This is a genomic window from Treponema sp., assembly GCF_045641405.1.
Taxonomy (GTDB): Bacteria; Spirochaetota; Spirochaetia; order Treponematales; family Treponemataceae; genus Treponema_D.
Window position 1 is genome coordinate 1 of sequence record NZ_JAZUGX010000057.1, and the last position, 23,228, is coordinate 23,228.

Genomic DNA, 23,228 nt, shown 5'->3' on the forward strand with positions numbered 1-23,228 from the left:
CATTATGTCGTTATGAATGATTGTCTCATCCAGATCGTAAAGATAATCTTTCATGGACTCCCCGTCAAATTCCAGCCTCTTTGGAAAACCACCCCACACAAGGTAATCTGTTATGGAAACGTCTTTATTCAATTCTTTTGCATATTCAAGAATTTCCTTGTAAACAAAAGGCCTGATTCTAAAAGAAACGTAGCGGCCGCTTAATTCTTTTGTAAATTCTTTGGAAAGAAGTTTTGAGTTGGAACCGGTTATAAAAACAGAATTATTTTCCAGCCGAAGAGTTTTACATGCTTCCTGCCAGTTTTCAAGAATCTGGATTTCATCTAGAAAAATGAAGCATTTTCCTTGCTTTTTATGTTCATCCACATAGGCTAAAAGAGAATCAATATCTGGAATCTGATTTTTTATACGACGGTTTTCAAATTCTAAAAAGATTATGTTGTCTGTTTTGGCTGCTATTTCATCACGAACCTGTTGCAGAACAATGGATTTTCCACAACGACGAATTCCTGTAATGATTTTGATTAGGTCAGATTCATAAAATGGACGGATTTTTTTGATGTATTTTTCTCTAACTACCATGATACTGTTAATTTACTGCAAGATTTGTGTATTTTCAAGCAAATCTTGCAGTGTTATGCAAGATTTGTAATATTTTGAACAAATTTTGCAAAAACATCATCACTATCGCAAAAGGACGGAATTAACGAAGTTTCTAACAAGCGTATATCATCAAACTTGTTCATTTATGAACCTCTGAGTTTTCATTAATGAGAATAGTTTTTCCAGCTGCTCGAGCATCGGAAATCAATTTTTTTTATTCGTAATTAAACCATCTATTTGATGAGACAGAGAATAGTAAGTTGGAATATCAGCACTAAAACTGTTGAACGAACTTTAGCTGAACTTGTCAAACAAGGGATGATAGAAAAAGTCGGAGCAAGTTCAGCAACGGCTTACGTTTGGATTCAGAAATAGTCCTGAAAATTTATCATCTATGGATGATATTCCCCGAGAGGATCGCTCTTGATTTTTACGTCGCTGGGACCCACATTTTTTCTGTATGTAAGTCCCTGATATGATATAGCGGCATTCTGAAAAATCAGTGAAAATTTTTTTGATATATGAAGCATTGTCGAAATCAAAACACGTAGGAAAGGTTCGTCTCAAAATGCGACTTTCGACCCAATGAAATTCTGAGGTAAAACCAAAGCTTTTTACAATTGTAAGGGAGACCCGGAGCAGGCTTGGGGCGGTTCTTTCCGTGAGTGTTTTGATATGAACATAGCTTTGATTTATTCATAATTGAGTTTCACTGATATTTTCAATATAATGTCTGCATAATTTTCTATTATATCAGAGGCGCATTATGGCTATGACAATTTTGACATTGAACTGTGGTTCATCATCAGCTAAATACCAGGTTTACGACTGGGACAACAAGGAAGTTCTTGCAAACGGTGTTGTAGAAAGAATCGGAATCGAAGGTTCATGCATCACACACAAGGCAAAGGGAAACAAGGTAGAACTTGAAAGCCCATGTCCAACACACAAGGAAGCAATTGAACTCATCCTCAAGATGATCACAGACAAGGAAACAGGTGTTATCTCTGACCTCAGCGAAATCGGAGCCGTTGGTCACCGTGTTCTCCATGGTGGAGAAAAGTTCACAAAGTCTGTTCTCGTAACTCCAGAAGTTCTTGCAGGATTCAAGGAAGTAATCGACCTTGGACCTCTCCACATGCCAGCAAACATCATGGGTATTGAAGCTGCACAGAAGGTTATGCCAAATGTTCCACACGCAGCAGTCATGGATACAGCATGGCACCAGACAATGCCTGCAGAAAACTTCATGTATGCAATTCCACACGAATGGTACGAAAAGTACGCTGCACGCAAGTACGGTTTCCACGGAACATCATTCCTCTACACAGCAAAGCGTGCTTCAGTTCTCCTCGGAAAGAAGCCAGAAGATACAAACGTGATCATCTGTCACATCGGTAACGGTGCTTCAATGTGTGCAGTTAAGAACGGAAAGTGCTACGACACAACAATGGGTATTACTCCTCTTGAAGGTCTCGTAATGGGTACTCGTTCTGGTGACCTTGACCCTGCTCTTCCATTCTACATCATGCGTAAAACTGGAATGTCAGCAGACGAAATGGACACAGCACTCAACAAGAAGTCTGGTTGTCTTGGTGTTACAGGAAAGTTTGCAGACCGCCGCGATGTTGAAATGGCAGCAAAGGACGGAGATGAAAAGGCAAAGCTCTGCATCGAGATGGAAGCACTCCGCATCAAGAAGTACATCGGTGCTTACATGGCTGAACTTGGTCATGTAGATGCAATCGTATTCACAGCTGGTGTTGGTGAACGTGGTCCAGTATTCCGCCTTAAGTCTACACAGGGTCTTGAAAACTACGGAATCAAGATCGACGAGCAGAAGAACCAGTGGTCATTCACAGGAAACGCTGAAACATGCATTTCTGCAGATGACAGCGCAACAAAGATTTTCGTAATTCCAACAGACGAAGAACTTGTAATGACAGAAGATGCCTATGCCCTCATGAAGGGAACATACGATGTTCATACAAACTTCACATATTCATTCCAGAGCAAGGACTATGTAAACAAGGCTCGCGAAGAAGGCCTCAAGGCTGACCTCGTAAAGCGCCCTGACCTTGCAAAGGTTGTAGTACGTCCACAGTAACAGATAGTTTGCAGGATAAGAAAGCCCCCGCTTCAGAAAATGAAAATCTCCTGAAGCGGGGGCCTTTTTATGCACCGGCATCTTAAATTCTGAACTTTCCAATCTGGCTTGCGACGGTCAAAATTGATTCGTTTACCTGATTTGAAATCTCTGAAAGAAGAGATTCGTTTTCATTTATCTTTTCTGCGCCGTTTGCGATGTTAGAAACCTTGTTCCTGATTTCTTCAGTAGCTTCAAGCAGCTGCTCAACTTCTCCGGTTATGGCCTTGTTTTCATTTGTCATTTCAGAAGCTGCTTGAATTACAAAACCGGAACTTTCATTCATGTTGTTGAGGATGGTTCCGATCTGACGGGAATTGGTCTGCTGCTCACTCATGGCAGATTTTATTCCTTGAACGATGCTGTCTGTTTCAGTAATTTCAGAATATACATTGTCGAATGCGATTCTGGATTCATCGGAAGTCTGAACGACACTCTGAATGGAATCACGGATCATCGCAAGCTGTTCTCCAATTGTCTTTGATTGTGTTGAAGATGTTTCCGAAAGTTTTCTAATTTCATCGGCAACAACACTGAATCCTTTTCCGGCTTCTCCGGCATGGGCTGCTTCAATTGCGGCATTCATCGCAAGAAGGTTTGTCTGGGCTGCGATGCTGGAAATTGTCTGGTTTGCTTCCTGAAGCATCTGGGACTGTACGACAATCTCCTTGATTTTTTCGTTGACGTCATTCTGTTTTGCACTGCCTTTCTGGGTGTTGTCCTTAAGCTCGCTGAAGGATCTTGCCATGTGCTCGACGGAACTGTTTACGTTTTCTATGTTGCTGATCATTTCTGAAACGGCGGAAGAAGCTTCCTCGACTCCGTTTGTCTGCTCCGCAATCAGTTTTTCAAGCGATGTGATGTTTGTTGAAATTTTTGAAACGGCTGCTGCCGTATTTCCGACACTATCATGCTGCTCGTTGACCTTCGTATTTGTCGTGTTGATTTCTTCAAGAATGTTTTCAATGGCTACGGAGGTTTCTGTTATGATCCTGTTCAATCCTGTTCCGGCTGTGTTCAACCCACTTTCAGATGCCTTGATGTCACCTACGATTGACTGAAGTTTTTCAATAAATCTGTTGAACTCGTCGATCATTTCTCCAAGTTCGTTGTTGTTTGCAGATTCAATTCTCTTTGTAAGGTCCGCTTCTCCGTTTTCAATTTCCTCAACTGAATTTCTCAGAGCCTTAAGGACTTTTTTTATTCCGCCTGTAATCCTGAGAAGGAAAACCGTAAACACGAATATGATTAAAAGAGAAACAAGGATGACTGCTATTCCTATTCTGATGATGGATTTGTCATAGAACGATGCATTGTCATTTGGACATTTGATGACAAGTCCCCAACCTATTTCCGTGAGAGGACATATTACATATTCACCGTCATCAGCAGAGACCAGGATTGTTTTATCCGGAATACTGGTTGGTATGTTTGCCTTTGGAAGTACATCCTGAATTGGTACCTTGTCGTCTATGAGTTTCTGATTGTCACGGGCAGCAGAAGTGTCCATTCCGCTGTTGAACATGTACATTTCAAGACGAGGGTCAAAACCGTCATATATCTCGTTTATGAACTGGGTAAGCGGAATTCCTGTACCGGCAAGTCCTAGTGGAGTTCCTTTTTCATCGCGTACGATTCCGTTAATCCAAAGGAAAGTCGATTTGAGGGCAACTTCATAATCTACGTAGAATGAATAGTTGCCGCTTGCTTCAAGGTTTGGCTTGTACCATGAATTTTCAGGAAGGGAAGGATCCAGTGTATATTTGTATTCGCAGTTTGCAAAATACTGTTTGTCCTTGTCTGAAATCCAGAAACTGAGCTTGCTCTTGAACATCTTTTCATAGGAAGAAAGTTCCTTCAGTCCAATGTCATGCCACTGGGGATTTGATGGATCCTTCATGTATTCCCTGATTACTGCGGAAGTGACCATCTTTTCCGAAAGAATCATTTCCTTCTGTACACTTGATATGAAGGAAAGCTTGATGTTTTCTGCAAGTGAAGTAATCATTGTGTCGGCATTTTTCTTGAAGTTCTTTCTTGTAAGAATTGCACAGGTAATTCCGGTTACGGTAATGATACCTACGCTGAAGACAACAGCAAAAGCCGTAGCCTTGAATGTGAGTGACTTGTTTTTAAGCATATAGACCCCTTGCGGATTTAAACTCTCTATTCTGATTATAACACATTATTCAACATATGAATATTGCATCTTTTAATTGCTATTATATCCTATTGTTTATGTAGGCTTAGTGTTGGGTGAGTTGAGTTTTTCATTGGGTGAACTATTTCAATCTTAAAATGAAAATGATTATGAAAACTGACACCGTGACGATTTTCATCAATGTTCCCGAAAGAAATCCAATGAAGGAAGCCCATGCAGATCTTAACGCCTTGTGGTAATCGCTTGAATCGTGGATCAGTTCTCCAATGAATGCACCGATGAAAGGTCCCACAAGGATTCCGAAAGGTCCGCTGAAAAGTCCCACTATGAGTCCGATGGTTGATCCCCAGGTTCCGTATTTTGTTCCACCTGATTTTTTTGTCTGTATTACTGGGAATGCAAAATCAAGAATGGTTATGATTACTGCTGTAATAAAAGTTATGGTCAGGACGGGTATGGAAATTGTGCTGTATGGAATGAAGTACTCACATAGTAGACCAGCCCAGGCGAGCGGGGGACCTGGAAGAACCGGAAGAAAAGTTCCGAGTAATCCCAATCCCAAGAGGATGATTGCCAGAATTAAAAGTGCTGTTTCCATTAAAATCTCCTGAATATTCATTTACAGAGTTTACGTTATGCCTTCATGCATATTATTATAGAACGAAAAAGGGAGAAATGTAATGAAAAAAAATATGATTAAGATTTTAAAATGGATTCCCGCCACAGTCATTTTGTCCATAAGCTGGATTCTTTCAAATCAGGAGCACGTCGTCGGAATGCCTTCGTTCTGGAATGCAGATAAATTGGTCCATTTTGTATGTTTTGGCGGACTTTGTTTTTGGGTTGCATTGGGCTGCAATACTAAAACTATGCCAAGAAAACTTATTGCTTTGCCTGTCATGATTGTCAGTGTCTATGGAATCATTGATGAAATCCATCAGAGCTTTGTCCCTGGGCGTGAATCTTCTGTTCTTGACTGGTGTGCAGATACGCTTGGGGCTGTTTTGGGAGTTTTTATTTTTCTCTCTATCAGGAAATTGCTGAAGAAATAGTTCTACTAAAATCATTCAACGGATAAAAAAAATCCGCCATGAACTTGAGTCCATAGCGGATGTGCTTTTGATGTTTAGTTATTGATTATGCGTAGATAGGTCTAACCTTGATTACGCCGTCAGCAGCAGCAAGCTTGTTGAGTGTGTCTTCTTCAACCTTTCCATCTACATCGATCATACAGTAAGCGATGTCACCGCGGTTCTGGTCAACCATGCCGGAGATGTTGAGCTTTGCTTCACCAAGTACAGATGTAAACTGAGCGATCATGTTTGGAACATTCTTGTGTGCGATGCAGAGGCGTGTTCCGTTCTTTGGAATTGCGTTGTCCATCTTGCACTTTGGATAGTTTACGCTGTTTTTGATTGCACCTGTTTCAAGGAAGTCGCGGAGTTCCTTTACTGCCATTACAGCACAGTTGTCTTCTGCTTCTGGAGTTGATGCACCAAGGTGAGGCATACAGATAACCTTGTCGTTGTTGAGGAGTTCTTCTGCGGCAAAGTCTGTAACCATACAGCTTACCTTTCCGCTGTTGATTGCGGCAAGAACATCTTCATTGTTTACAAGACCACCGCGGGCGATGTTGATGAGGCGAACACCGTCCTTCATGTTCTTGATTGTGTTTGCGTTTACAAATCCCTTTGTGTCTGGTGTCTCAGGTACATGGAATGTAAGGTAGTCAGCCTTTGCAAGAACTGTATCAAGAGTTTCTGCGTGCTTGACCATGTGGTTGAGGCTCCATGCTGCATCGATTGAAAGGAATGGGTCGTAACCTACAACATTCATACCAAGTTCGATTGCTGTATTTGCAACCTGTGCACCGATTGCACCAAGACCGATTACACCAAGAGTCTTTCCCTTGAGTTCGTTACCGATGTAGTCTTTCTTTCCTTTTTCTGCGAGAGTTGCGATTTCTGCACCCTTTCCTGCAAGTCCGTTACAGAACTTGTTTGCGGCGATTACAGGGCGGCTAGCAATGAGAAGTCCGAGGATTACGAGTTCCTTAACTGCATTTGCGTTTGCACCAGGTGTGTTGAATACTACAACACCCTTTGCTGCCAAATCCTTACATGGAATGTTGTTGACGCCTGCACCTGCACGGGCAACAGCCTTAACGTTTTCATCAAGTTCCATGCTGAGCATGTCGTGTGAGCGGACAAGGATTGCATCCGGCTTCATGATTTCCGAAGCGATTTCATATTCGTCGCGTGGAAAATTATCCAATCCCACTGCAGAAATTCTATCAAGTGTCTGAATCTTATACATTTTCTTTTCTCCGTGTATAGGCACTTTGCTAATGGTTAATTGCAAAATACCATGATTAATTAATATGCAGAAAGTGGGACGCAGGCGAAAAGGGGAAGGAGGGACCCGCCAATAAAGCACAGCGCCTTATTCGATGAGGCGGGAGGTTATCCATTGCCCTTTACGCCGTCGCTGGGGCCCGCTTTCTGCATATGTAAATTTAGTTGTTCTTTGCAAATTCTTCCATGAACTTAACGAGTGCCTTTACACCGTCGAGTGTCATTGCGTTGTAGATGGAAGCGCGCATACCGCCTACAAGTCTGTGTCCCTTGAGGTTAACAAGACCAGCTGCTTCTGCTTCCTTTACGAACTTGCTGTTGATTGCCTTTTCCTTTGCCTGTGCTTCTTCCGATCCGTCGTTGTCAGAATACTTTGTAAGGAATGGAACGTTCATCAAAGAGCGGCTTCCCTTTTCTGTTGTAGCATGGTAGAAGTCAGAGTTGTCGAGGTAGTTGTAAAGGTAATCTGCCTTTTCAACGTTGAGCTTGTTGATTCCCTTTGCACCGCCGTTCTTTTCGATCCAGTTGAGGACCTTGTCGAGAACGTAGATTGTGTAGCAAGGAGGTGTATTGTACATTGAACCGTTTTCGCTGTGTGTCTTGTACATGCTCATTGTAGGTGTGCCAGGAAGACATTTTTCTGGTTCTGGGATAAGATCTTCGCGAACGATTACGAGAGTAACGCCAGCTGGAGCAAGATTCTTCTGTGCACCTGCAAAGATGAGGCCGAACTTTGAAACGTCGATTTCTTCTGAAAGGATGCATGAAGAAAGATCAGCTACGAGAGGAATGTCTCCAGTTTCAGGGATGTATTCGTAGTGTGTTCCCATGATTGTGTTGTTGAAACAAATGTAAACATAGTCATAGTCGCCAGTTACCTTTTCAACGCGTGGAATGTAAGAATAGTTCTTGTCCTTTGAAGATGCGATTACATCAACTTCAACACCAAGGTGCTTTGCTTCTGCTGCGGCTTTCTTTGCCCAAACACCAGTTTCGATGTATGCAGCCTTCTTCTTGTTGATGCCAAGATTCTGTGCAACCATGGCAAACTGTGTTGAACCGCCACCCTGTACGAAGAGTACCTTGTAGTTTGATGGTACGTTCATGAGCTTGCGGATCTGTGCTTCTGCATGTTCGATGATTGGTTCAAAAGCAGATGAGCGGTGGCTCATTTCCATTACGCTCTGGCCTGTTCCGTTGCAGTCCATCATTTCTGCTGCACATTCCTTGAGAACTTCTTCTGGAAGGCAAGAAGGACCTGCACTAAAGTTGTAAACACGACTCATAATATAACCTCACTAAATAAATTACTATTTTATGTGGAAGCAATGCTCCCTTCATTGAATTGCCAGGGTGGAAAGCGCCGTAAGCAGACTTACGTTTTCTACGCATACACCTTTTGGAACTGTCAGCACACAAGGAGTGTAGTTGACGATTCCCTTTATTCCGCATTCTAGAAGAAGCTCTGTCATAGGCTGTGCTTCTTCAGGATCTACGGTGAGGATTGCAAAACTGATTGCTTCCTCTTTGATTATTTTCTTCATCAGTGTTGTAGGATGAAGTGGAAATGCCGAACTTAGAACTTCTGTCTTGTTTACGCTGGAATCGAATCCTGCAACAATCTTAAAGGATGATTCAAAAAGTTCGGATGTGTCCAAAAGGGCCTGTCCCATTCTTCCAAGTCCTACAATGCAACATCTCTGTTCTGTCTGTTCAAGGTTAAAGGATTTTATAAGTGCAGCTTTGAGTTCTGCGACTTTATATCCGTTGGTGGCCCCGCATTTAACATCAATCCAGGAAATGTCTCTTCTTACTACTGCCGATGTCCAGCCCGTAAGTTCCTGGATCTTCTGTGAGGTGATTGTCTTCTCTTTGTAAGCAGAAAGAAGTCGTTCAAGAAGAACAAGCCTTCTTTTTGCAGGCAACGGAATGTTCTGCATCTAAATCTTTTGTTTGTGTGATAAATATCACACAAAGTAACCCCTGATAATTGCTATATTAACACCTAATTTTCCCTTGGTCTATTAAAAAAGTCGGTTTTCTGTGATTTTTTGCACATAAACAACTAAAATTCACTGTTTGAGGAGGAATTTAGCGTTTTGCGTGATAAATTTCACGGCAAGAACGTGATTCATCATCTATGGGTCATTCCCATTGTTCAAGAATCGCTTCTGCGATTCTTGTGACGAAAGTTAAGAGAACATCGGCTTCTAAGGCATCAAAGCTTTCGTCCGGGGTCTGTCCCCTCTGTCACGATGTTATAAATGCATGGAAATAAATCATCTGAAAAAAAATCAATTTTTTTTCAAAAACAGTCACTTTTTTATTTTTAGTGAAAATAATATTTATGGACATTCCTGTGGACTGCCGCAGGTTCTGGAGGTATTTTCATGTCATTTAAAAAAGTTTGGTTCCCTTCCAAAAAAATCCTGTCTCTTCTTAGTATGTGTGTGGTGATTGTCTCCTTTTCCTCCTGCATTCAGAACTTGCCTGAGTCTTCTCCTAAGGAAGGTAGGCTCAAGGTGGTCAACTGGAATGTCCAGACTTTTTTCGATGCCGTCACCACTGGGGAGGAGTATTCAGAATTTGTAAGAAGCAGCCGTTGGGGCAAGGATGCATACATTGAGCGCCTTAAACGGCTTTGCTCTGTCATAAGGGCTTTGGATGCCGACGTTTTTGTAATGGAAGAGATTGAGAATGAAGGCGTTGTTCATGACATAAGTAATTTTCTTGCAGGGGAATGGGACAAGGGAAAAGTCTACAGTGATGCCTGCTTTGCTAAGGATGAGGGTAGTTCCATCGGCTGTGCTGTTCTATCCAGAGTGCCGATTTCTTCAATGACGGTCCATTCCCTGGATGTCCGTACCGAGGAGGAGGATATGCCTAGGATGAGACCTCTGATGGAAGTCTGTGTTTGTTCTGATAATAAGGAACTTACCCTTATGGTAAACCATTGGAAAAGCAAGAGCGGTGGTGAAGAAGAGACTGAAAAATGGAGGAACCGAGAGGAAGGTGTCCTAGCAGATTTAGTGTCTGCGGCTGTCGTGGAAGGAAAGAGGGTTTTGATTCTTGGTGATTTCAACAGGGATATCAATGATTTCTGCCTGACAAGAAAAGGTGATGTAGTTCTTAGGCGATGGAAGAACGGCTCCCTTATGGATGATGGAATACAGGTTTCAAGTCCTTGGTTTCTTCCTGGGCGTAAATTGATTCAGCCAGGAAGCTATTATTTTCAGGATGAATGGTCACGGATAGACAATATGTTTACAGCTGGAGGGGCTGAGATCATGGATTTCTATCCTGCCGTTGAAGGTGAGTGGTGTGATTCACATACCTATGTGCCAAATCGATATTTCATCTGGAATGGAACTGGCTATAGCGATCATCTTCCGATTGTTTGTGTTGTAAGATTTTAGGTTGCTTTTTTTACATAAGTTTTTCATTCAGCGGTTGCAGGAAAAGCATCCTGAATTTCTGACTGAACTTTACTTGAGATGTATGCGGAATATTCTTCTTGTGTGTGATAGAAAGCGTAGACTTCTGTCTCCTGGTTTTCGATGAGAAGTGTTGCTGAATAAGTTGCCTGCTCTGGATTTGAAAGTTGAACATCCATTCCACTCATGTCAGGCTTTGTGTTGAAGTGTAGGATATAGCTTGTGCCCTTTGATTTTTCCATGGCGGATCTTATTCTTTCGCAGCAATCATAGAATCCAGTCAGTGGATATGAATGCTTTTCTTCTGGCCATGTCTTGTATGTGACGGAGATTGTTCCCTTGTATCCTGGAATTGTCGCCTTGAGCGAAACTTCCTCGTTGAGTGCAGCCGTAGTCTTTGGGCAGTTGTCGTGGAAAAGGATAGTGTGTGGTTCTGACAGTTTCTTCTTCTGTGCAGGTTTTACGCTTTTTTTTGCAAAGGCGCTTGCCGAAATCATGAGAAGAGATGTTGCGAGCAATAATCCTTTTTTCAAGCGATAGTCCATGGTTCAGTCAATGATCTCGTATTTTTCAAGCAGTGTATTTTCTGTAATGGCAATGAGTCCCTGCATTGTCATTACGGTATATATGACCTCGTCGTTCTCGTTCTTAAGTGCTGAAAGAATTACAGAAGCCTCGCATATTTCTTTGTTGCGAGCTGTTTTGCCGACACGACGTTCCCACTCATTGTAGGCTTTTATCTTTGATTCTGTACTCTTCTTGAAACTAAGAACATTATCCATTTTCTGATTCCGATTTATTTGCTGCAAAGTATGCGGCTGATTTCCTCGTATAGGTTTTCTTTTGCTAGAGGCTTTGTCACATAGCCGTTCATTCCGTAGTCTTCTGCCTGCTTTTTATAGTATTCAAAAGCATTTGCGGTTACTGCGATTACTGGAAGGGTTGCAAGATCCTTTCTTTTGCTTTCCCTGATTCTTGCAGTGGCGGTGTAACCGTCCATTACAGGCATCATGATGTCCATAAGTACAAGGTCGTATTCATTAGGCTGCGATTCTGTAAGGATCTTGATTGCGTCGTGACCGTTTGTTGCGTCCACCACTTCGATGTTGATGTTCTTGAGCATCAGTCCGACAAGGACACGGTTAAGTTCAATGTCATCTACAACTAGGATTTTCTTTCCTGCAAGCTCCTGGTACTGCAGTTTCTCTCCAGAGAGTTCAGTTTTAGGAACTGCAAGATCTGGTTTATCTTCGTATTCCCGCTCGAGGTTTTCATTGAGTAGAGAAAGGATGTGCGAGGTGTTTTCATCCAGTGCATTTACAAGGTCAAGCAGTGCGTTGATCTGAGACTCAGAATATGAATCCATGTTCTTGAGGTTGTATTTCAGAAGTCTGGAGATTCCTGTGATGTCTGAAAGAGGAATTCTTATCTGATTCAAAATATCCATTGTTTCTGAATTGTCCATGATGCTTCCCATTTTTTTCTCTCCATTATCACTCTTATTGCTATGCTATCAGAAAATCAATTCTATGACAAATACTACGACGCAACATGCCGCCGCTACAGGTAAAAGTCCCGCTCCCAGCAGTGAAAGAATAATACCGACTGCCAGCGCTGCATAGCCTGCCCATGCATTTTGAGTCGCCTCTGTGATTGCAGGGAATGTCATGACGGCCAATGTCACATAAGGTACATAGTAGAGAAATGATCTGATGAACTTGTTCCTGATCTGGTTTCTGATAAGGGTTAGAGGAAGTGCCCTGATGATGAGCGAAACGATGGCTGCGACAGATATGTAGATGTAGATGTTGTTTTTCATTTTGCCGACTCCTTGTTTTTCTCGTCTTCATCTACAGGTCGGATGATGGCTGCTGCAGTTGCTATTATTACTGTCAGGATGATGACCTTGTTTCCGCTTGAGATATTCTTGAGTCCTGGGATTATTCCCAGTGCCCAGCTGGAGGCAAAGCTTATGACTACACATAGGGCGATGACGATGTTTTTCTTTGCTGGTGGAACGATGATCGCAAGGAACATTCCGTAGAGTGCGACGGAAAGTGCGCTTACGATTCTGAGCGGGAGGATGTTTCCTGCAAGTATTCCGCATGCAGTTCCAAGGCTCCAGAGTGGGGCTGCGCAAAGGAATGCTCCATACATGTACCATGGATTGATGAAACCTGGCTGAGCGATGGATATCCCGAAAATCTCATCGGTAATCACAAAACCAGAGAGAAGTCTGTGGGTCAATCCTGTCTTTGGATCAAATTTCTGGCTCAAGGCACTGGACAGAAGAAGGTATCTTGCGTTTGCGATGAATGTAACAAGTGCCACCTCTATATAGGATACGGAAGCTCCTATTGCAGTAAAGAGAGCGTATTCTCCTGCTGAGGCATGGTTTAAAAAACTGGCAAGAAACCCCTGGTAGAATGCGACCCCTGAATTTTTTGCAATGATTCCAAGAGAAAAGGCTACGACGAAGTAACCAAGACCGATTGGAATTCCGTCACGGAATCCTCGTAAAAAGACATTTTTGCTGTTCATTGTATTCCCTATGATAACATAGATTTTCTTTGATTTTTGGGATTTGTGCAATATAATGGAACAAAGAGGAAGATTTTGAAATTCAGTGATTTGAAGAGAGGCATAAACATGCAGAATATGCATCTGTTTATGGCTTGTGTATCGGCTGCAGTGCTTTTGATTCATATTGTTTTCTTTAGTCTTATGAAAGCTGCTGGTGCAGGTTTACTTTCTTTTTTCAATTTCTTTAGTTTCATTGTCTATGCTTTTTGTTTTTACCTTTTTCTTAAAGAAAAGCTTCTCTATCTTGCCTACATAATTTTTTTCTCTGAAATATTCCTTTTTTCTTCGGTGATGACCTGGGTGATAAGATATGACTGGGGATTTTCAAACATCGTGACCCCACTCATTCCTCTTATCGGTCTTCTAGGATTTATATTCAAGGCAAGACATCAAAAGCACAGTAAGCTGTTCTATCTCGTCAGCTTTTTGGCGAGCCTTGTTTTCGGCATAAATTCCTTTAAAGGAGTGGCGCGTCCAGAAATAGGATTTGTCGACCTGAATCTTTCATACCAGTTTATGCTTACTTTATTCTGCAGGGGAATCGAGGCTGTTTGTCTGTTCATCATAAGCATGGTTTCATGTTCCGTTGCAGAAGCAAAGCATGATGAGCAGAACTTCAAGATAGAAATGCTTTCACTCAGACTTTTTGTAACATTGAGTCAGACTGTTGAAGCAAAGGATAAATATACAAACGGTCATTCCATGAGGGTTGCAACCTATTCAGAGATGATCGCAAAAGCAATGGGTATGTCGGAGGATGAACAGAAAAAAATCTATTTCTGTGGACTCCTGCACGACATCGGAAAGATCAGTATACCTGACGAAATCATCAATAAAAAAGGCAAGCTTGATGATGCTGAATATGCAGAGATCAAGAAACATCCCCTTGCTGGCTGGAATATTCTTAAGGATATCGAGGAGGTTCCAGATCTAGCCATAGTTGCAAGATGGCATCATGAACGATATGACGGTAAGGGATATCCTGATGGAAAACCTGGAACAGAACTTCCAATTTTTGCACGTATCGTAAGCGTTGCTGATGCCTATGATGCCATGACCTCAAACAGAAGCTACAGAAGCATCATGCCACGGGAAAAGGTGATTTCCATAATAGAAGAAGAAAGAGGAAAACAGTTTGATCCTGAGGTTGCAGATGTCTTACTCAAGATCCTAGAAAAGGATATCCATTACAGGTTGAGAGAACAGGAAAACTCCGACAGTGCATCGGTGTATAAATATCTTTCAAAATAAAAGAGGATGTCTAATAAGTAACGACCGTAGCGGTCATTGCATATGGCATCGAAGCGCTCAACCACCGCAAATTGAACTTTTGAGACATCCCCATCTATCTCTATCTCTTCGATTATATTCCCGAGTTTTCTGGCGAAAACTCGGGGGCTTTATAGATCTACTGCAATCCCAGCCATCCATGGCTGGATAGTATTACAGTGGAATGTTTGTCACAAAAATTGAGTCCTTCAATTTTTGTTCCCGAGTTTTCTGACGAAAACTCGCGGGCTTCATAGACCTGCAGCAAACCCAGCCATCCATGGCTGGGAAATATTACAGAGGAATGTTGCCATGCTTCTTGCAAGGCATTACGTTTTCTTCCTTGTTTGCAAGGAAGTTAAGGCTTGCAACGATTCTTGCACGAGTTTCTGAAGGTTCGATGATTTCAGAAATGTAGTCGCGCTGTGCTGCAATCTTTGGTGTCATGATTTCTGTAATGTATTCCTGCTTCTTCTGTGCAACTTCTGCTGCGCGAGAAGGATCCTTGAGTTCCTTTGCGAATACGATTTCGATGGCACCTTCAGCACCCATAACGGCGATTTCTGACTTTGGCCAGGCGTATACGAAGTCTGCTCCAAGGTGCTTTGAACACATTGCGATGTAAGCTCCACCGTAAGACTTGCGTGTGATGATTGTTACCTTTGGTACTGTTGCTTCGCTGTATGCGTAGATAACCTTTGCACCGTGGCGGATGATTCCCTTCTGCTCTTCCTGTGGTCCTGGAATGAATCCTGGAACATCAACGAAGTTAACGAGTGGAACATTGTATGCATCACAGTAGCGAACGAAGCGGGCAATCTTGTCTGAAGCGTCGCAGTTGAGGACTCCACCCCATCCTGCAGGGTTGTTTCCGATGATACCAACGCTCTTTCCTTCGATCTTTGCAAATCCTGTGATTGCGTTTGGTGAGAATTCTTCCATGACTTCAAAGAAGCTGTCTTCATCAACAACGCAGTTGATTACATCGTGCATGTTGTATGGCTTCTTGCTTTCTTCAGGAATGATTTCGCCGATTTTCTTTGCGTTCTTCTTTTCGTCAAACTTGAACTTTGCATCTGCTACGATTTCTTCACCGTAGTAGTGTGGAATGTAGTCCAAGAGCTTGCGTACTTTTTCGTAGCAGTCCTTTTCTGTAGGGCAGCGGTAGTGTGCAACTCCAGACTTCTGAGAATGGATTGAAGCGCCACCAAGGTCTTCTGCTGTGATGTCCATGAACATGACTGCCTTTACAACTTTAGGACCAGTGATGAACATCTGGCTGATTGAATCGATTGTAAAGATGAAGTCTGTAAGTCCAGGTGAATAAACTGCACCACCTGCACATGGACCTGCAATGATGGAAATCTGTGGAACTGCACCTGAAGCGCGAACGTTCTGGTAGAAGAGGTCACCATAACCGCAGAGGGCGTCAACACCTTCCTGGATGCGAGCTCCACCCGAATCGTTAACACCGATTACAGGACATTTTGCCTTGATTGCCATTTCTATGAGTTCTGCAATTTTCTGACCGTGAACCTTACCGAGGGATCCTCCCTGAACTGTAAAGTCCTGTGCATAAACTGCAACTTTTTTTCCGTTGATTGTACCGAAACCTGTGATTACGCCGTCGTATGGAATTTCTTTCTTGTCCATTCCAAAGCTTGTGCAGCTGTGGCGTGCTCCTGAATAGATTTCATTGAAAGAATCCTTGTCGCAGAGTGCGTTGATTCTCTCGATAGCATGAAGCTTTCCCTTTGCATGCTGCTTTTCAAGATCATAATTGTATTTAGCCATTCATATCTCCTTCGGCTGCTGCAGATTCTGTAGTGAGGTGGACCCCAGCGACGTTCCACCCTCACAAAGTCTGGGCGACAGCCGAATAATAAAATAACATATTTTGATTCTATTCTAGACATAGAACTAAAATATGTCAATATGACAAAAAGTGTAATTTTGTCATTCATTATCCTATCATAGTGTCAGTCGAACTTAAAGACGCTGATTTTTTTTAGATATTCGTAGCCTTCATCGATTTCGTGTTCCGTTGGAATGAAGAAATATTTATCTTCAAGAACATGGCAGGCTTCGAGAACGTCTTCTTTAAGATTGCTGTTGGGCTTCATGCAGGAAAGATAGTCTTCCGTCAATTCCGATAGAGAAAATTTTTGGACTTCGTATTGCTCTGAAGGTTCGATGGAGGTGAGCACCCAACGCCCGTTTCTATAATTCAGCGTGGCTTCTTCCTTTGATATGGTGGCTTTTATTTCATCTTCTCCTGTGGTATCAAGAAGAATATATTCCACCTTGTAGGTCCTTGAATCTCCTTCCTTTAGCTGAATACCCTGTTCTTCCAAAAGAGATGAAGGTCTTGTCTTTTTTCTAGGTCCTTCGACGTTTAAGCTGCCTTCTTTGCCTTCAATATAAAAATGGCTAAGTCCAAAGATGTTGTGCTGAATCTGATTTTTAATGAACCACGCGGCGGGAGTCACTGTATCTGCCTGTCGGTTATACATGGATCTTGTGCGTGTCTTTAAGAAGTAACTGCTTATGTTGTCTACATGGCTCTGCATGTCTTCGGTGCAGTTTTTTGCTGCGTCAACATTTAGTTCGTTCAATGCAGTGAAATACATTTGAAGGGTTTCAATGGAAGTAAGGCTTCTGCTTGTAGGTTTCTCAAGGGATGTGTTTACCAGATGTCCAGTGATGACGAGGGTTATGAATAATGCGATTCCAGAAGAGATGAATGCCGTTCTGTGGGCTCGGACAAAGCGCCTTGATTGAACTTTTCTGTCCCTGTGTTTTTTTGCAGTCTCTGAATTCCTTTTAAAACTCAGAAGATCCTTTTCTGGTAATTCATTTTTTTGATATGAAGAAAATTGCTCCGATGGATAGGTGGCAATCTTTCTTGCGAAGGCACGCTCCGTAAAATCAGTTATTTTTTTGTCTATACCAGGAACTGTCCAACATAGTTTCGTGTAGTTTTCGTCATGTATGTCCATGATTCTTTTTTTTGTTTCGGTTTCAGTGAAAGGGAAAAGTCCTGTTATGGCTTTGTAAATCAGTACTGCCTGAGTAAAGCGCAATGAAATTTCCCTGTCTAGATTTTGAGTGATATAGATTCCGTTCAGCGTGCTGAAAATTTCATCTCCTGCAGTCATTGAAGCTGAGGTCCAAAAGTTATACGGTAGGAATAGGAATTTGGTAAGGTCGTCGGAAACGATTATTCCTCCTCCACCGATGTTTTCAACAGGAGCTTTTGAACCTAGTGAATTTTCAAGGACTTCACACAGTGTTACCGCAAGCTTCTGGATTTTATTTTCACTATCGCAGTTTAGGATTTCATCTACAGTGCGGCCGTCAAATGCAGTGCCCTTCAAAAAAAGAAGTCCATCTCGCTCTTCTGTATTGTCAAAGATCCATGGACTGTATTCCCAGTTGGTTCCATTGAATTCTGCAACCACACCTTTTTCCCTAAGCCTTTCGGAAAATCTTGCCTTCGCAAAAAAAATCGGGGTCATGTTTGTGTTCAAGGAGATGGTATTGTTTTCTATTGTAACAAGCTGAGTCATGAATATAAAAATAATGAAAAAACAACCTAAAAACAAGCGAGAAAAAACAATAAGTGCTATACTGAAGATATGAAATTAAGAACGATCAAGTACATGGTCCTTGCTGTGGTTTTGGCTGCAGCTGGTGTTTTTGGATATATGACCTACCGCAAGATGTTTGATGTTCGCATCGAACGCACCCATCAGGCTTTGACAAATCAGGTCATTCATGTGGCGGAATTGACTGCCATCAAGAACAGCTACAGCGACATTGTGAGCATAAAGAAATCTGCAGCTGGAGGAATGGCAAAGGCTTATTCCATAATCAAGTTTTCAGGTGTGATCAGGATTGGAGTCGAGGATCTAACCAGATCTGAAATTTCCATCAGTGGAGACGGAAAGGAAGTTACCATTAAAGTTCCTCATTGTGCGATTTTGGACAACACCCTAGTTTCTCAGGAAGTGTTCGATGAAAAGAAAAGCGTCTTTGTTCCGATAACCACGCAGGAAATCTTTGATGAAATCAACCTTGCCATGGCAGATTATGGTCTTGCGGCAGAACGAAACGGTCTTGTCAAGGAAGCTGATTCAAGGCTTGTTGAACTTGTGTCGGCAACAGTAAAAGGCTTTGGTTTTGAGAAGGTAAACGTAAAACTTATTTCCGCAGAATAGTACAAGGATTTACAAATGACTCTACAGCAACTTAAGTATATCATCGGTGTTTCAGAGACTGGATCCATCAACAAGGCTGCAGAAGCCCTTTATGTTTCACAGCCGTCACTTACTGCCGCCATCAAGGATGTCGAACATGAATTCAGCATCATCATTTTCAACAGGTCTTCAAAGGGAATTACCCTTACAACAGAAGGAAAGGAATTCATCCAGTATGCAAGACAGGTCTATGCCCAGTACGAAAATCTTGTGGATCGTTTTGGCGATGAAAACAAAAACAAAAGGAAAAAGCATTTTGCGGTCTCAACCCAGCACTATTCATTTGCAGTAAAATCCTTTGTTGAGATGGTAAAGAAATTCGATACTTCTGAATATGAATTTGCAATCAACGAGACACGGACACTTGCCATTGTGGAAGATGTTGCCACGGGTAGAAGTGAAATAGGAATTCTTTTTCTGAGTGACTTCAACCGTAAGGCAATGACAAAGCTTTTCAATGCCCATGATCTTGAATTCAAGAAGCTGATTACCTGCGATGCTTATGTCTATCTCTGGAAAAAGCATCCCCTTGCAAAAGAAAAGTCAATTTCCTTTGAGCAGTTGAAAGATTATCCTTGTCTTAGCTTTGATCAGAATGAATCGTCCGCTTTCTATTATGCTGAAGAAATTTTGACTGAAAACGAATATCCAAAAATGATCAAGACGACAGACCGCGCTACAAACCTTAACCTTATGGTCGGTCTTAATGCATATACCCTTTGCTCAGGAATCATCTGCGAAGAATTGAACGGAAGTGACTTCGTTGCTGTTCCATTTGAGGCTGACAGGGACAATCCCAACAGCAAGATGGAGATTGGATTCGTTGTCAAAAAAAACATAGTCCTCTCCGATACAGGAGAAGACTATCTTAAGGAATTGAAAAAATACCTAGCCAAGTGCAGGCAGTAATTCTTTTATTGAAGCTCAGCAAGTTCTTCCCAGCGGGCGTAGGCTGTTTCAAGTTTTGATTCAAGCTCGCTGTATTCCTGACCTGCCTTCTGTGCCTTTGTGTAGTCGCTGTCTGCCATAGCAGTCTCAAGCTGTTTCTTCTTTTCTTCCCATTCCGCAATATTCTTCTCAAGTTCCTCGAACTCTTTTTTCTCCTTGAAAGTCATCTTGCGTTTCTTTTCCGGGGCAGTGGAGGTGTTTGGTTTTCCTTCAGTATTGTGGGCTGAGGATACCTGTGCGGCTTTTTCTGCTGCGGCTCTTTCCTTTTCCTCTTCTTTTTCCTGTGCTCGCTTTTCTTCCCTGTAGTCAATGTATTCAGAACATTTTCCCACAAAGCCTGAAACGCTTCCGTCATTTTCAAGGACAAACATTGTGTCCGCAACCTTGTCCATAAAGTAACGGTCGTGGCTTACGATTAAAAGGCATCCTCCAAAGTCCATAAGGAATTTTTCAAGGATGTTCATTGTAAAGATGTCAAAGTCGTTGGTAGGCTCGTCAAGGATGATGAAGTTTGGGTTGCTGATTAAAAGGCGAACAAGGTAAAGTCTCTTTCTTTCGCCACCGCTCAAGGTGCTTACTGCACTGTGCTGTATTCTTCCTTCAAAGCCAAACTGCTCAAGGAAAAGTCCTGCACTCAAGACTGTTCCGTCTGCAGTCTTCATGACGTCGGCAGCTTCCTTGATGTATTCAAGGACCGTAAGACTTGTGTTTTCAAAAACAGGATTCTGTTCATAGTAGGCAACAAAAGTGTTTTCGCCTTTGATGACGGTTCCTTCGTCTGCCTGTGTTTTTCCTGTGATGATGTTGAGAAGGGTAGTCTTTCCGCTTCCGTTGTCTCCGAAGATTCCGATTTTTTCTCCCTTGTTGAAGGTGTAGGAGAAATTCTTCAATACAGGATGGTTGTCCTTGTTTTCTGCAAATCCCTTTGCAAAATTTTTTGAGATGTTGTGGAGTTCAAGAACTTTTCCACCAAGACGGCGGCCTTCTACATGGAATGTGAATCCCTTGTCTTCCTGAAATTTCTCGCGGTTGATCAAAGCCATGTCGCGCTGGATTCTTGCCTTTGCTTTTGTTCCTCGGGCGCATGGACCACGACGGAGCCAGTCCCTTTCAAAGCGGAGGACTGATTCTATGCGGCGTTCCGTGTTTGCTTCGATTTCTGCCTCCGTTTCTTTTTTTTCAAGGTAAGTGGAATAGTTTCCCACATAAAGCTTTACTCGGTTACGGTCCAGCTCGTAGATGTTGTTGCAGACAGCATCAAGAAAGTAACGGTCGTGGGTTACCATCAATACGGAGCGTTTTGTTTCTGCAAGGTAGTTCTGGAGCCACCAGATGGTGCTGATGTCCAGATGGTTTGTAGGTTCGTCAAGCAAAAGAAGTTTTGTGTCTTCAACTAGAACCTGGGCAAGGGCAACCTTCTTTATCATTCCGCCTGAAAGCTCTCCCATCTTGCGTTCCATGTCGTTGATGCCCAGGGTGCTCAAAATAGATTTGACTTGAGCTTCATAGTTCCAGAGGTCTCCTGCATTCATCTTTACCGTAAGCTCGTCGAATTTTTTCTGTACGCTGTCAGAGATTGAATCTTCAAGCTTTAGGCAGATGTCTTCGTAGTCGCGGATGATCTTGAGTTTTGGACTGTCAGATTTGAAAACATGGTCGCGGATTGTATCTTCCTTGTCATAGACTGGATTCTGCGGAAGAAAAGAAACACCTGCTTCCTTGTTTATTACAACAGTTCCACGGTCCGGTTCAAGAACTCCTGCGATTGTGTTTAGGAGTGTTGATTTACCGGTTCCGTTGCGTCCGATAAGGGCAGCCTTGTCTCCTTCGTTGAGGCCGAATGTAACATCTGTAAAAAGGTAATTTTCGCGGCTTAGTTTTGCAAGTCCACTTATAGATAGAAGATTCATAGAAATGAATTTTATCCATTGTAGGGATTTGTTCAAGAGGGGAATAAAAAAAGCACCTTTGCCGTTGAGCAAGGGTGCTTTATGCTTTTTAAAGATTGTAACTGCCTGTCAGTTAGTCAGCAAGGCATGCGTCAAGTTCTGCGCTGATCTTTGCCTTGTCAAGGTTCTGACCGATGACACAGAGCTTGATCATTCTGTCGCCAACGGTTTCGTCCCATTCTTCCTTGATCTTAGGATTTGCCTCAAGAATTTCCTTCTGTTCCTTTGCTGGGCATGCGGCAACCCACTGTCCGCTGTAGCCTGCAGAAATCTGGCGTCCTGAAGTTTCAAATACCCAGGCCATTTCAGGTTCATCGCTGAACCACATGAGGCCCTTGCAGCGGATGATGTTGCGTGGCCATTTGTTTGCGTATTCATCAAGTTTCTGGCGGTCAAATGCCTTGCGGCGGTAGTAGATGAATGTTCCGATTCCATATTCGTCTTCGCTTTCACCTTCGTGCTTGTGCTCGTGGTGGTGATGATGATGACAGTGCTCGTCGCAGTGATGTCCTTCTTCACCGTGTGCAGGATTGTGTTCGTGTTCGTCGTCATCATCGTGGTCGTGATGGTGCTCATGTTCGTGGTCATGATCATGGTGGTGTTCTTCATGGTCGTGATCGTGATGATGATGCTCGTGTTCGTCGTGGTCGTCATCATCTTCAACTTCGTCTTCTTCAAGGTGCTTGCACCATCCTGCGCTTGCATAGACTGTGTCGAATTCGAATGAGCCTGTTCCCATGATCTTTGAAACTTCAACATTGCCGTGGTCTGTTTCGATGATGTTTACTCCAGGGTGGAGGACTTCGATTACCTTGCGTACCTTCTTGAAGTCTTCTTCTGAAACAAGGTCCTTCTTGTTGATTACGAGTGTTGAACAGAATTCAATCTGCTGAACGAGGAGGCTTTCGATGTCTTCTTCTCCCATTGCTTCCTTGGCAAGAAGCTTGTCTCCGCCTGCAAATTCATCTACGAGGCGGGCAGCATCTACGACTCCGACAACATTGTCCAGTTTTCCGTTCTTTATGAGTTCAAGTTCCTGTGCGATTGGCATTGGTTCACATACGCCGGAAGCTTCGATCATGATGTAATCGAATTTTCCGCTCTTTATGAGGTTTTCAATGTTCTTTACCATGTCGCTCTTGAGGGTGCAGCAGAGGCATCCGTTTGTCATTGGTACGATGCTTGATGTGTCTGTAATTTTGGCACCGTCAGCAATGAGTTTTGCATCAACATTAACTTCGCCGATGTCGTTAACGATTACGGCAACCTTATATCCTTCCTGATTGGAAAGAATCCTATTCATAAGTGTAGTCTTTCCTGCTCCGAGATAACCGCAGAGCAAGGTAATAGGTGTCTGTTTCTTTGCCATTCTATTCCTCTGAATAATAAAAATATATATAGAAGATACTATATTTTTATACAAAATGCAAAATGATGGAGGAATTCCTTAAAATTTCTTGAAAAATCAGAATTTTGAACGATAATATAATGAAGAGTATTATTAGCACAAAAACTCCAGGAG

Annotated in this window: 21 protein-coding genes; 6 read left to right on the forward strand and 15 right to left on the reverse strand. The window is 42.5% G+C overall.

What is annotated here, in order from left to right:
• The coding region (locus ACKI39_RS08870; RefSeq protein WP_407399696.1) for an AAA family ATPase at positions 1-582 on the reverse strand (582 nt) is incomplete at its 3' end.
• Positions 583-1,375: 793 nt separating this feature from the next.
• On the opposite strand from ACKI39_RS08870, the gene ACKI39_RS08875 reads away from it, so the two are divergent.
• The gene (locus tag ACKI39_RS08875; protein WP_407399754.1) at positions 1,376-2,710 is read left to right on the forward strand and encodes an acetate kinase; all 1,335 of its coding nucleotides are present in this window, start codon (positions 1,376-1,378) and stop codon (positions 2,708-2,710) included.
• Positions 2,711-2,792: 82 nt separating this feature from the next.
• Here the strand turns inward: ACKI39_RS08875 and ACKI39_RS08880 are convergent, their stop codons facing one another.
• Both ACKI39_RS08880 and ACKI39_RS08885 read right to left on the reverse strand, forming a co-directional pair.
• Positions 2,793-4,889, reverse strand: a complete 2,097-nt coding sequence (locus ACKI39_RS08880) for a methyl-accepting chemotaxis protein (RefSeq protein WP_407399698.1) — start codon at positions 4,887-4,889, stop codon at positions 2,793-2,795.
• 142 nt (positions 4,890-5,031) lie between these two features.
• Positions 5,032-5,508: a DUF456 domain-containing protein gene (locus ACKI39_RS08885; RefSeq protein WP_407399700.1), complete on the reverse strand. Its 477-nt coding sequence runs from the start codon at positions 5,506-5,508 to the stop codon at positions 5,032-5,034.
• Between the two features lie 82 nt (positions 5,509-5,590).
• Between ACKI39_RS08885 and ACKI39_RS08890 the strand changes: the two genes are divergently transcribed.
• Positions 5,591-5,962, forward strand: coding sequence for a VanZ family protein (locus ACKI39_RS08890; protein ID WP_407399702.1), 372 nt, complete (start codon positions 5,591-5,593; stop codon positions 5,960-5,962).
• Between the two features lie 85 nt (positions 5,963-6,047).
• Here ACKI39_RS08890 and ACKI39_RS08895 read toward each other — a convergent pair whose 3' ends face one another.
• The 3 genes from ACKI39_RS08895 to ACKI39_RS08905 all read right to left on the reverse strand — a co-directional run bounded on the left by ACKI39_RS08895 (position 6,048) and on the right by ACKI39_RS08905 (position 9,204).
• Positions 6,048-7,226, reverse strand: a complete 1,179-nt coding sequence (locus ACKI39_RS08895; RefSeq protein WP_407399704.1) for a phosphoglycerate dehydrogenase — start codon at positions 7,224-7,226, stop codon at positions 6,048-6,050.
• A 199-nt stretch (positions 7,227-7,425) separates the two neighbouring features.
• Positions 7,426-8,550, reverse strand: coding sequence for a 3-phosphoserine/phosphohydroxythreonine transaminase (gene serC, locus ACKI39_RS08900; protein ID WP_407399706.1), 1,125 nt, complete (start codon positions 8,548-8,550; stop codon positions 7,426-7,428).
• Between the two features lie 51 nt (positions 8,551-8,601).
• Positions 8,602-9,204 (reverse strand): redox-sensing transcriptional repressor Rex, encoded by a 603-nt coding sequence (locus tag ACKI39_RS08905; RefSeq protein WP_407399708.1) that lies wholly within the window; start codon positions 9,202-9,204, stop codon positions 8,602-8,604.
• Positions 9,205-9,654: 450 nt separating this feature from the next.
• Between ACKI39_RS08905 and ACKI39_RS08910 the strand changes: the two genes are divergently transcribed.
• Complete coding sequence (locus ACKI39_RS08910; protein WP_407399710.1) at positions 9,655-10,680, forward strand: endonuclease/exonuclease/phosphatase family protein; 1,026 nt, start codon at positions 9,655-9,657, stop codon at positions 10,678-10,680.
• Between the two features lie 23 nt (positions 10,681-10,703).
• Here ACKI39_RS08910 and ACKI39_RS08915 read toward each other — a convergent pair whose 3' ends face one another.
• From ACKI39_RS08915 to ACKI39_RS08935, 5 genes are read right to left on the reverse strand one after another with little or no spacing between them, the layout of a single operon-like run.
• Positions 10,704-11,231, reverse strand: coding sequence for a hypothetical protein (locus tag ACKI39_RS08915; RefSeq protein ID WP_407399712.1), 528 nt, complete (start codon positions 11,229-11,231; stop codon positions 10,704-10,706).
• Positions 11,232-11,246: 15 nt separating this feature from the next.
• The gene (locus tag ACKI39_RS08920; protein WP_407399714.1) at positions 11,247-11,480 is read right to left on the reverse strand and encodes a hypothetical protein; all 234 of its coding nucleotides are present in this window, start codon (positions 11,478-11,480) and stop codon (positions 11,247-11,249) included.
• A gap of 14 nt (positions 11,481-11,494) precedes the next feature.
• Positions 11,495-12,175, reverse strand: a complete 681-nt coding sequence (locus ACKI39_RS08925; protein WP_407399716.1) for a response regulator — start codon at positions 12,173-12,175, stop codon at positions 11,495-11,497.
• Between the two features lie 36 nt (positions 12,176-12,211).
• Positions 12,212-12,517: an AzlD domain-containing protein gene (locus tag ACKI39_RS08930; protein WP_407399718.1), complete on the reverse strand. Its 306-nt coding sequence runs from the start codon at positions 12,515-12,517 to the stop codon at positions 12,212-12,214.
• Positions 12,514-13,239 (reverse strand): AzlC family ABC transporter permease, encoded by a 726-nt coding sequence (locus ACKI39_RS08935; RefSeq protein WP_407399720.1) that lies wholly within the window; start codon positions 13,237-13,239, stop codon positions 12,514-12,516. The genes ACKI39_RS08930 and ACKI39_RS08935 overlap by 4 nt, the downstream gene beginning before the upstream one ends.
• A 75-nt stretch (positions 13,240-13,314) precedes the next feature.
• Between ACKI39_RS08935 and ACKI39_RS08940 the strand changes: the two genes are divergently transcribed.
• Positions 13,315-14,532, forward strand: coding sequence for an HD-GYP domain-containing protein (locus tag ACKI39_RS08940; protein ID WP_407399722.1), 1,218 nt, complete (start codon positions 13,315-13,317; stop codon positions 14,530-14,532).
• A gap of 312 nt (positions 14,533-14,844) precedes the next feature.
• Here ACKI39_RS08940 and ACKI39_RS08945 read toward each other — a convergent pair whose 3' ends face one another.
• Entirely contained in the window at positions 14,845-16,344 is a 1,500-nt protein-coding gene (locus ACKI39_RS08945) for an acyl-CoA carboxylase subunit beta (RefSeq protein WP_407399724.1), read from the reverse strand.
• A gap of 185 nt (positions 16,345-16,529) precedes the next feature.
• On the reverse strand, positions 16,530-18,119 hold the full coding sequence (locus ACKI39_RS08950; protein ID WP_407399726.1) for a hypothetical protein: 1,590 nt from the start codon (positions 18,117-18,119) through the stop codon (positions 16,530-16,532).
• 69 nt (positions 18,120-18,188) lie between these two features.
• Here ACKI39_RS08950 and ACKI39_RS08955 point away from each other — a divergent pair, with 69 nt between their 5' ends.
• Together ACKI39_RS08955 and ACKI39_RS08960 are read left to right on the forward strand one after the other, a co-directional pair.
• Positions 18,189-18,770, forward strand: a complete 582-nt coding sequence (locus ACKI39_RS08955; RefSeq protein WP_407399728.1) for a DUF4230 domain-containing protein — start codon at positions 18,189-18,191, stop codon at positions 18,768-18,770.
• 15 nt (positions 18,771-18,785) lie between these two features.
• A complete protein-coding gene (locus ACKI39_RS08960) occupies positions 18,786-19,718 on the forward strand; it encodes a LysR family transcriptional regulator (protein ID WP_407399730.1) in 933 nt (310 codons plus the stop codon).
• A gap of 5 nt (positions 19,719-19,723) precedes the next feature.
• Here the strand turns inward: ACKI39_RS08960 and abc-f are convergent, their stop codons facing one another.
• Together abc-f and ACKI39_RS08970 are read right to left on the reverse strand one after the other, a co-directional pair.
• Positions 19,724-21,667: a ribosomal protection-like ABC-F family protein gene (gene abc-f, locus ACKI39_RS08965; RefSeq protein WP_407399732.1), complete on the reverse strand. Its 1,944-nt coding sequence runs from the start codon at positions 21,665-21,667 to the stop codon at positions 19,724-19,726.
• A 112-nt stretch (positions 21,668-21,779) separates the two neighbouring features.
• The gene (locus ACKI39_RS08970) at positions 21,780-23,075 is read right to left on the reverse strand and encodes a CobW family GTP-binding protein (RefSeq protein ID WP_407399734.1); all 1,296 of its coding nucleotides are present in this window, start codon (positions 23,073-23,075) and stop codon (positions 21,780-21,782) included.
• Positions 23,076-23,228: the final 153 nt, after the last annotated feature.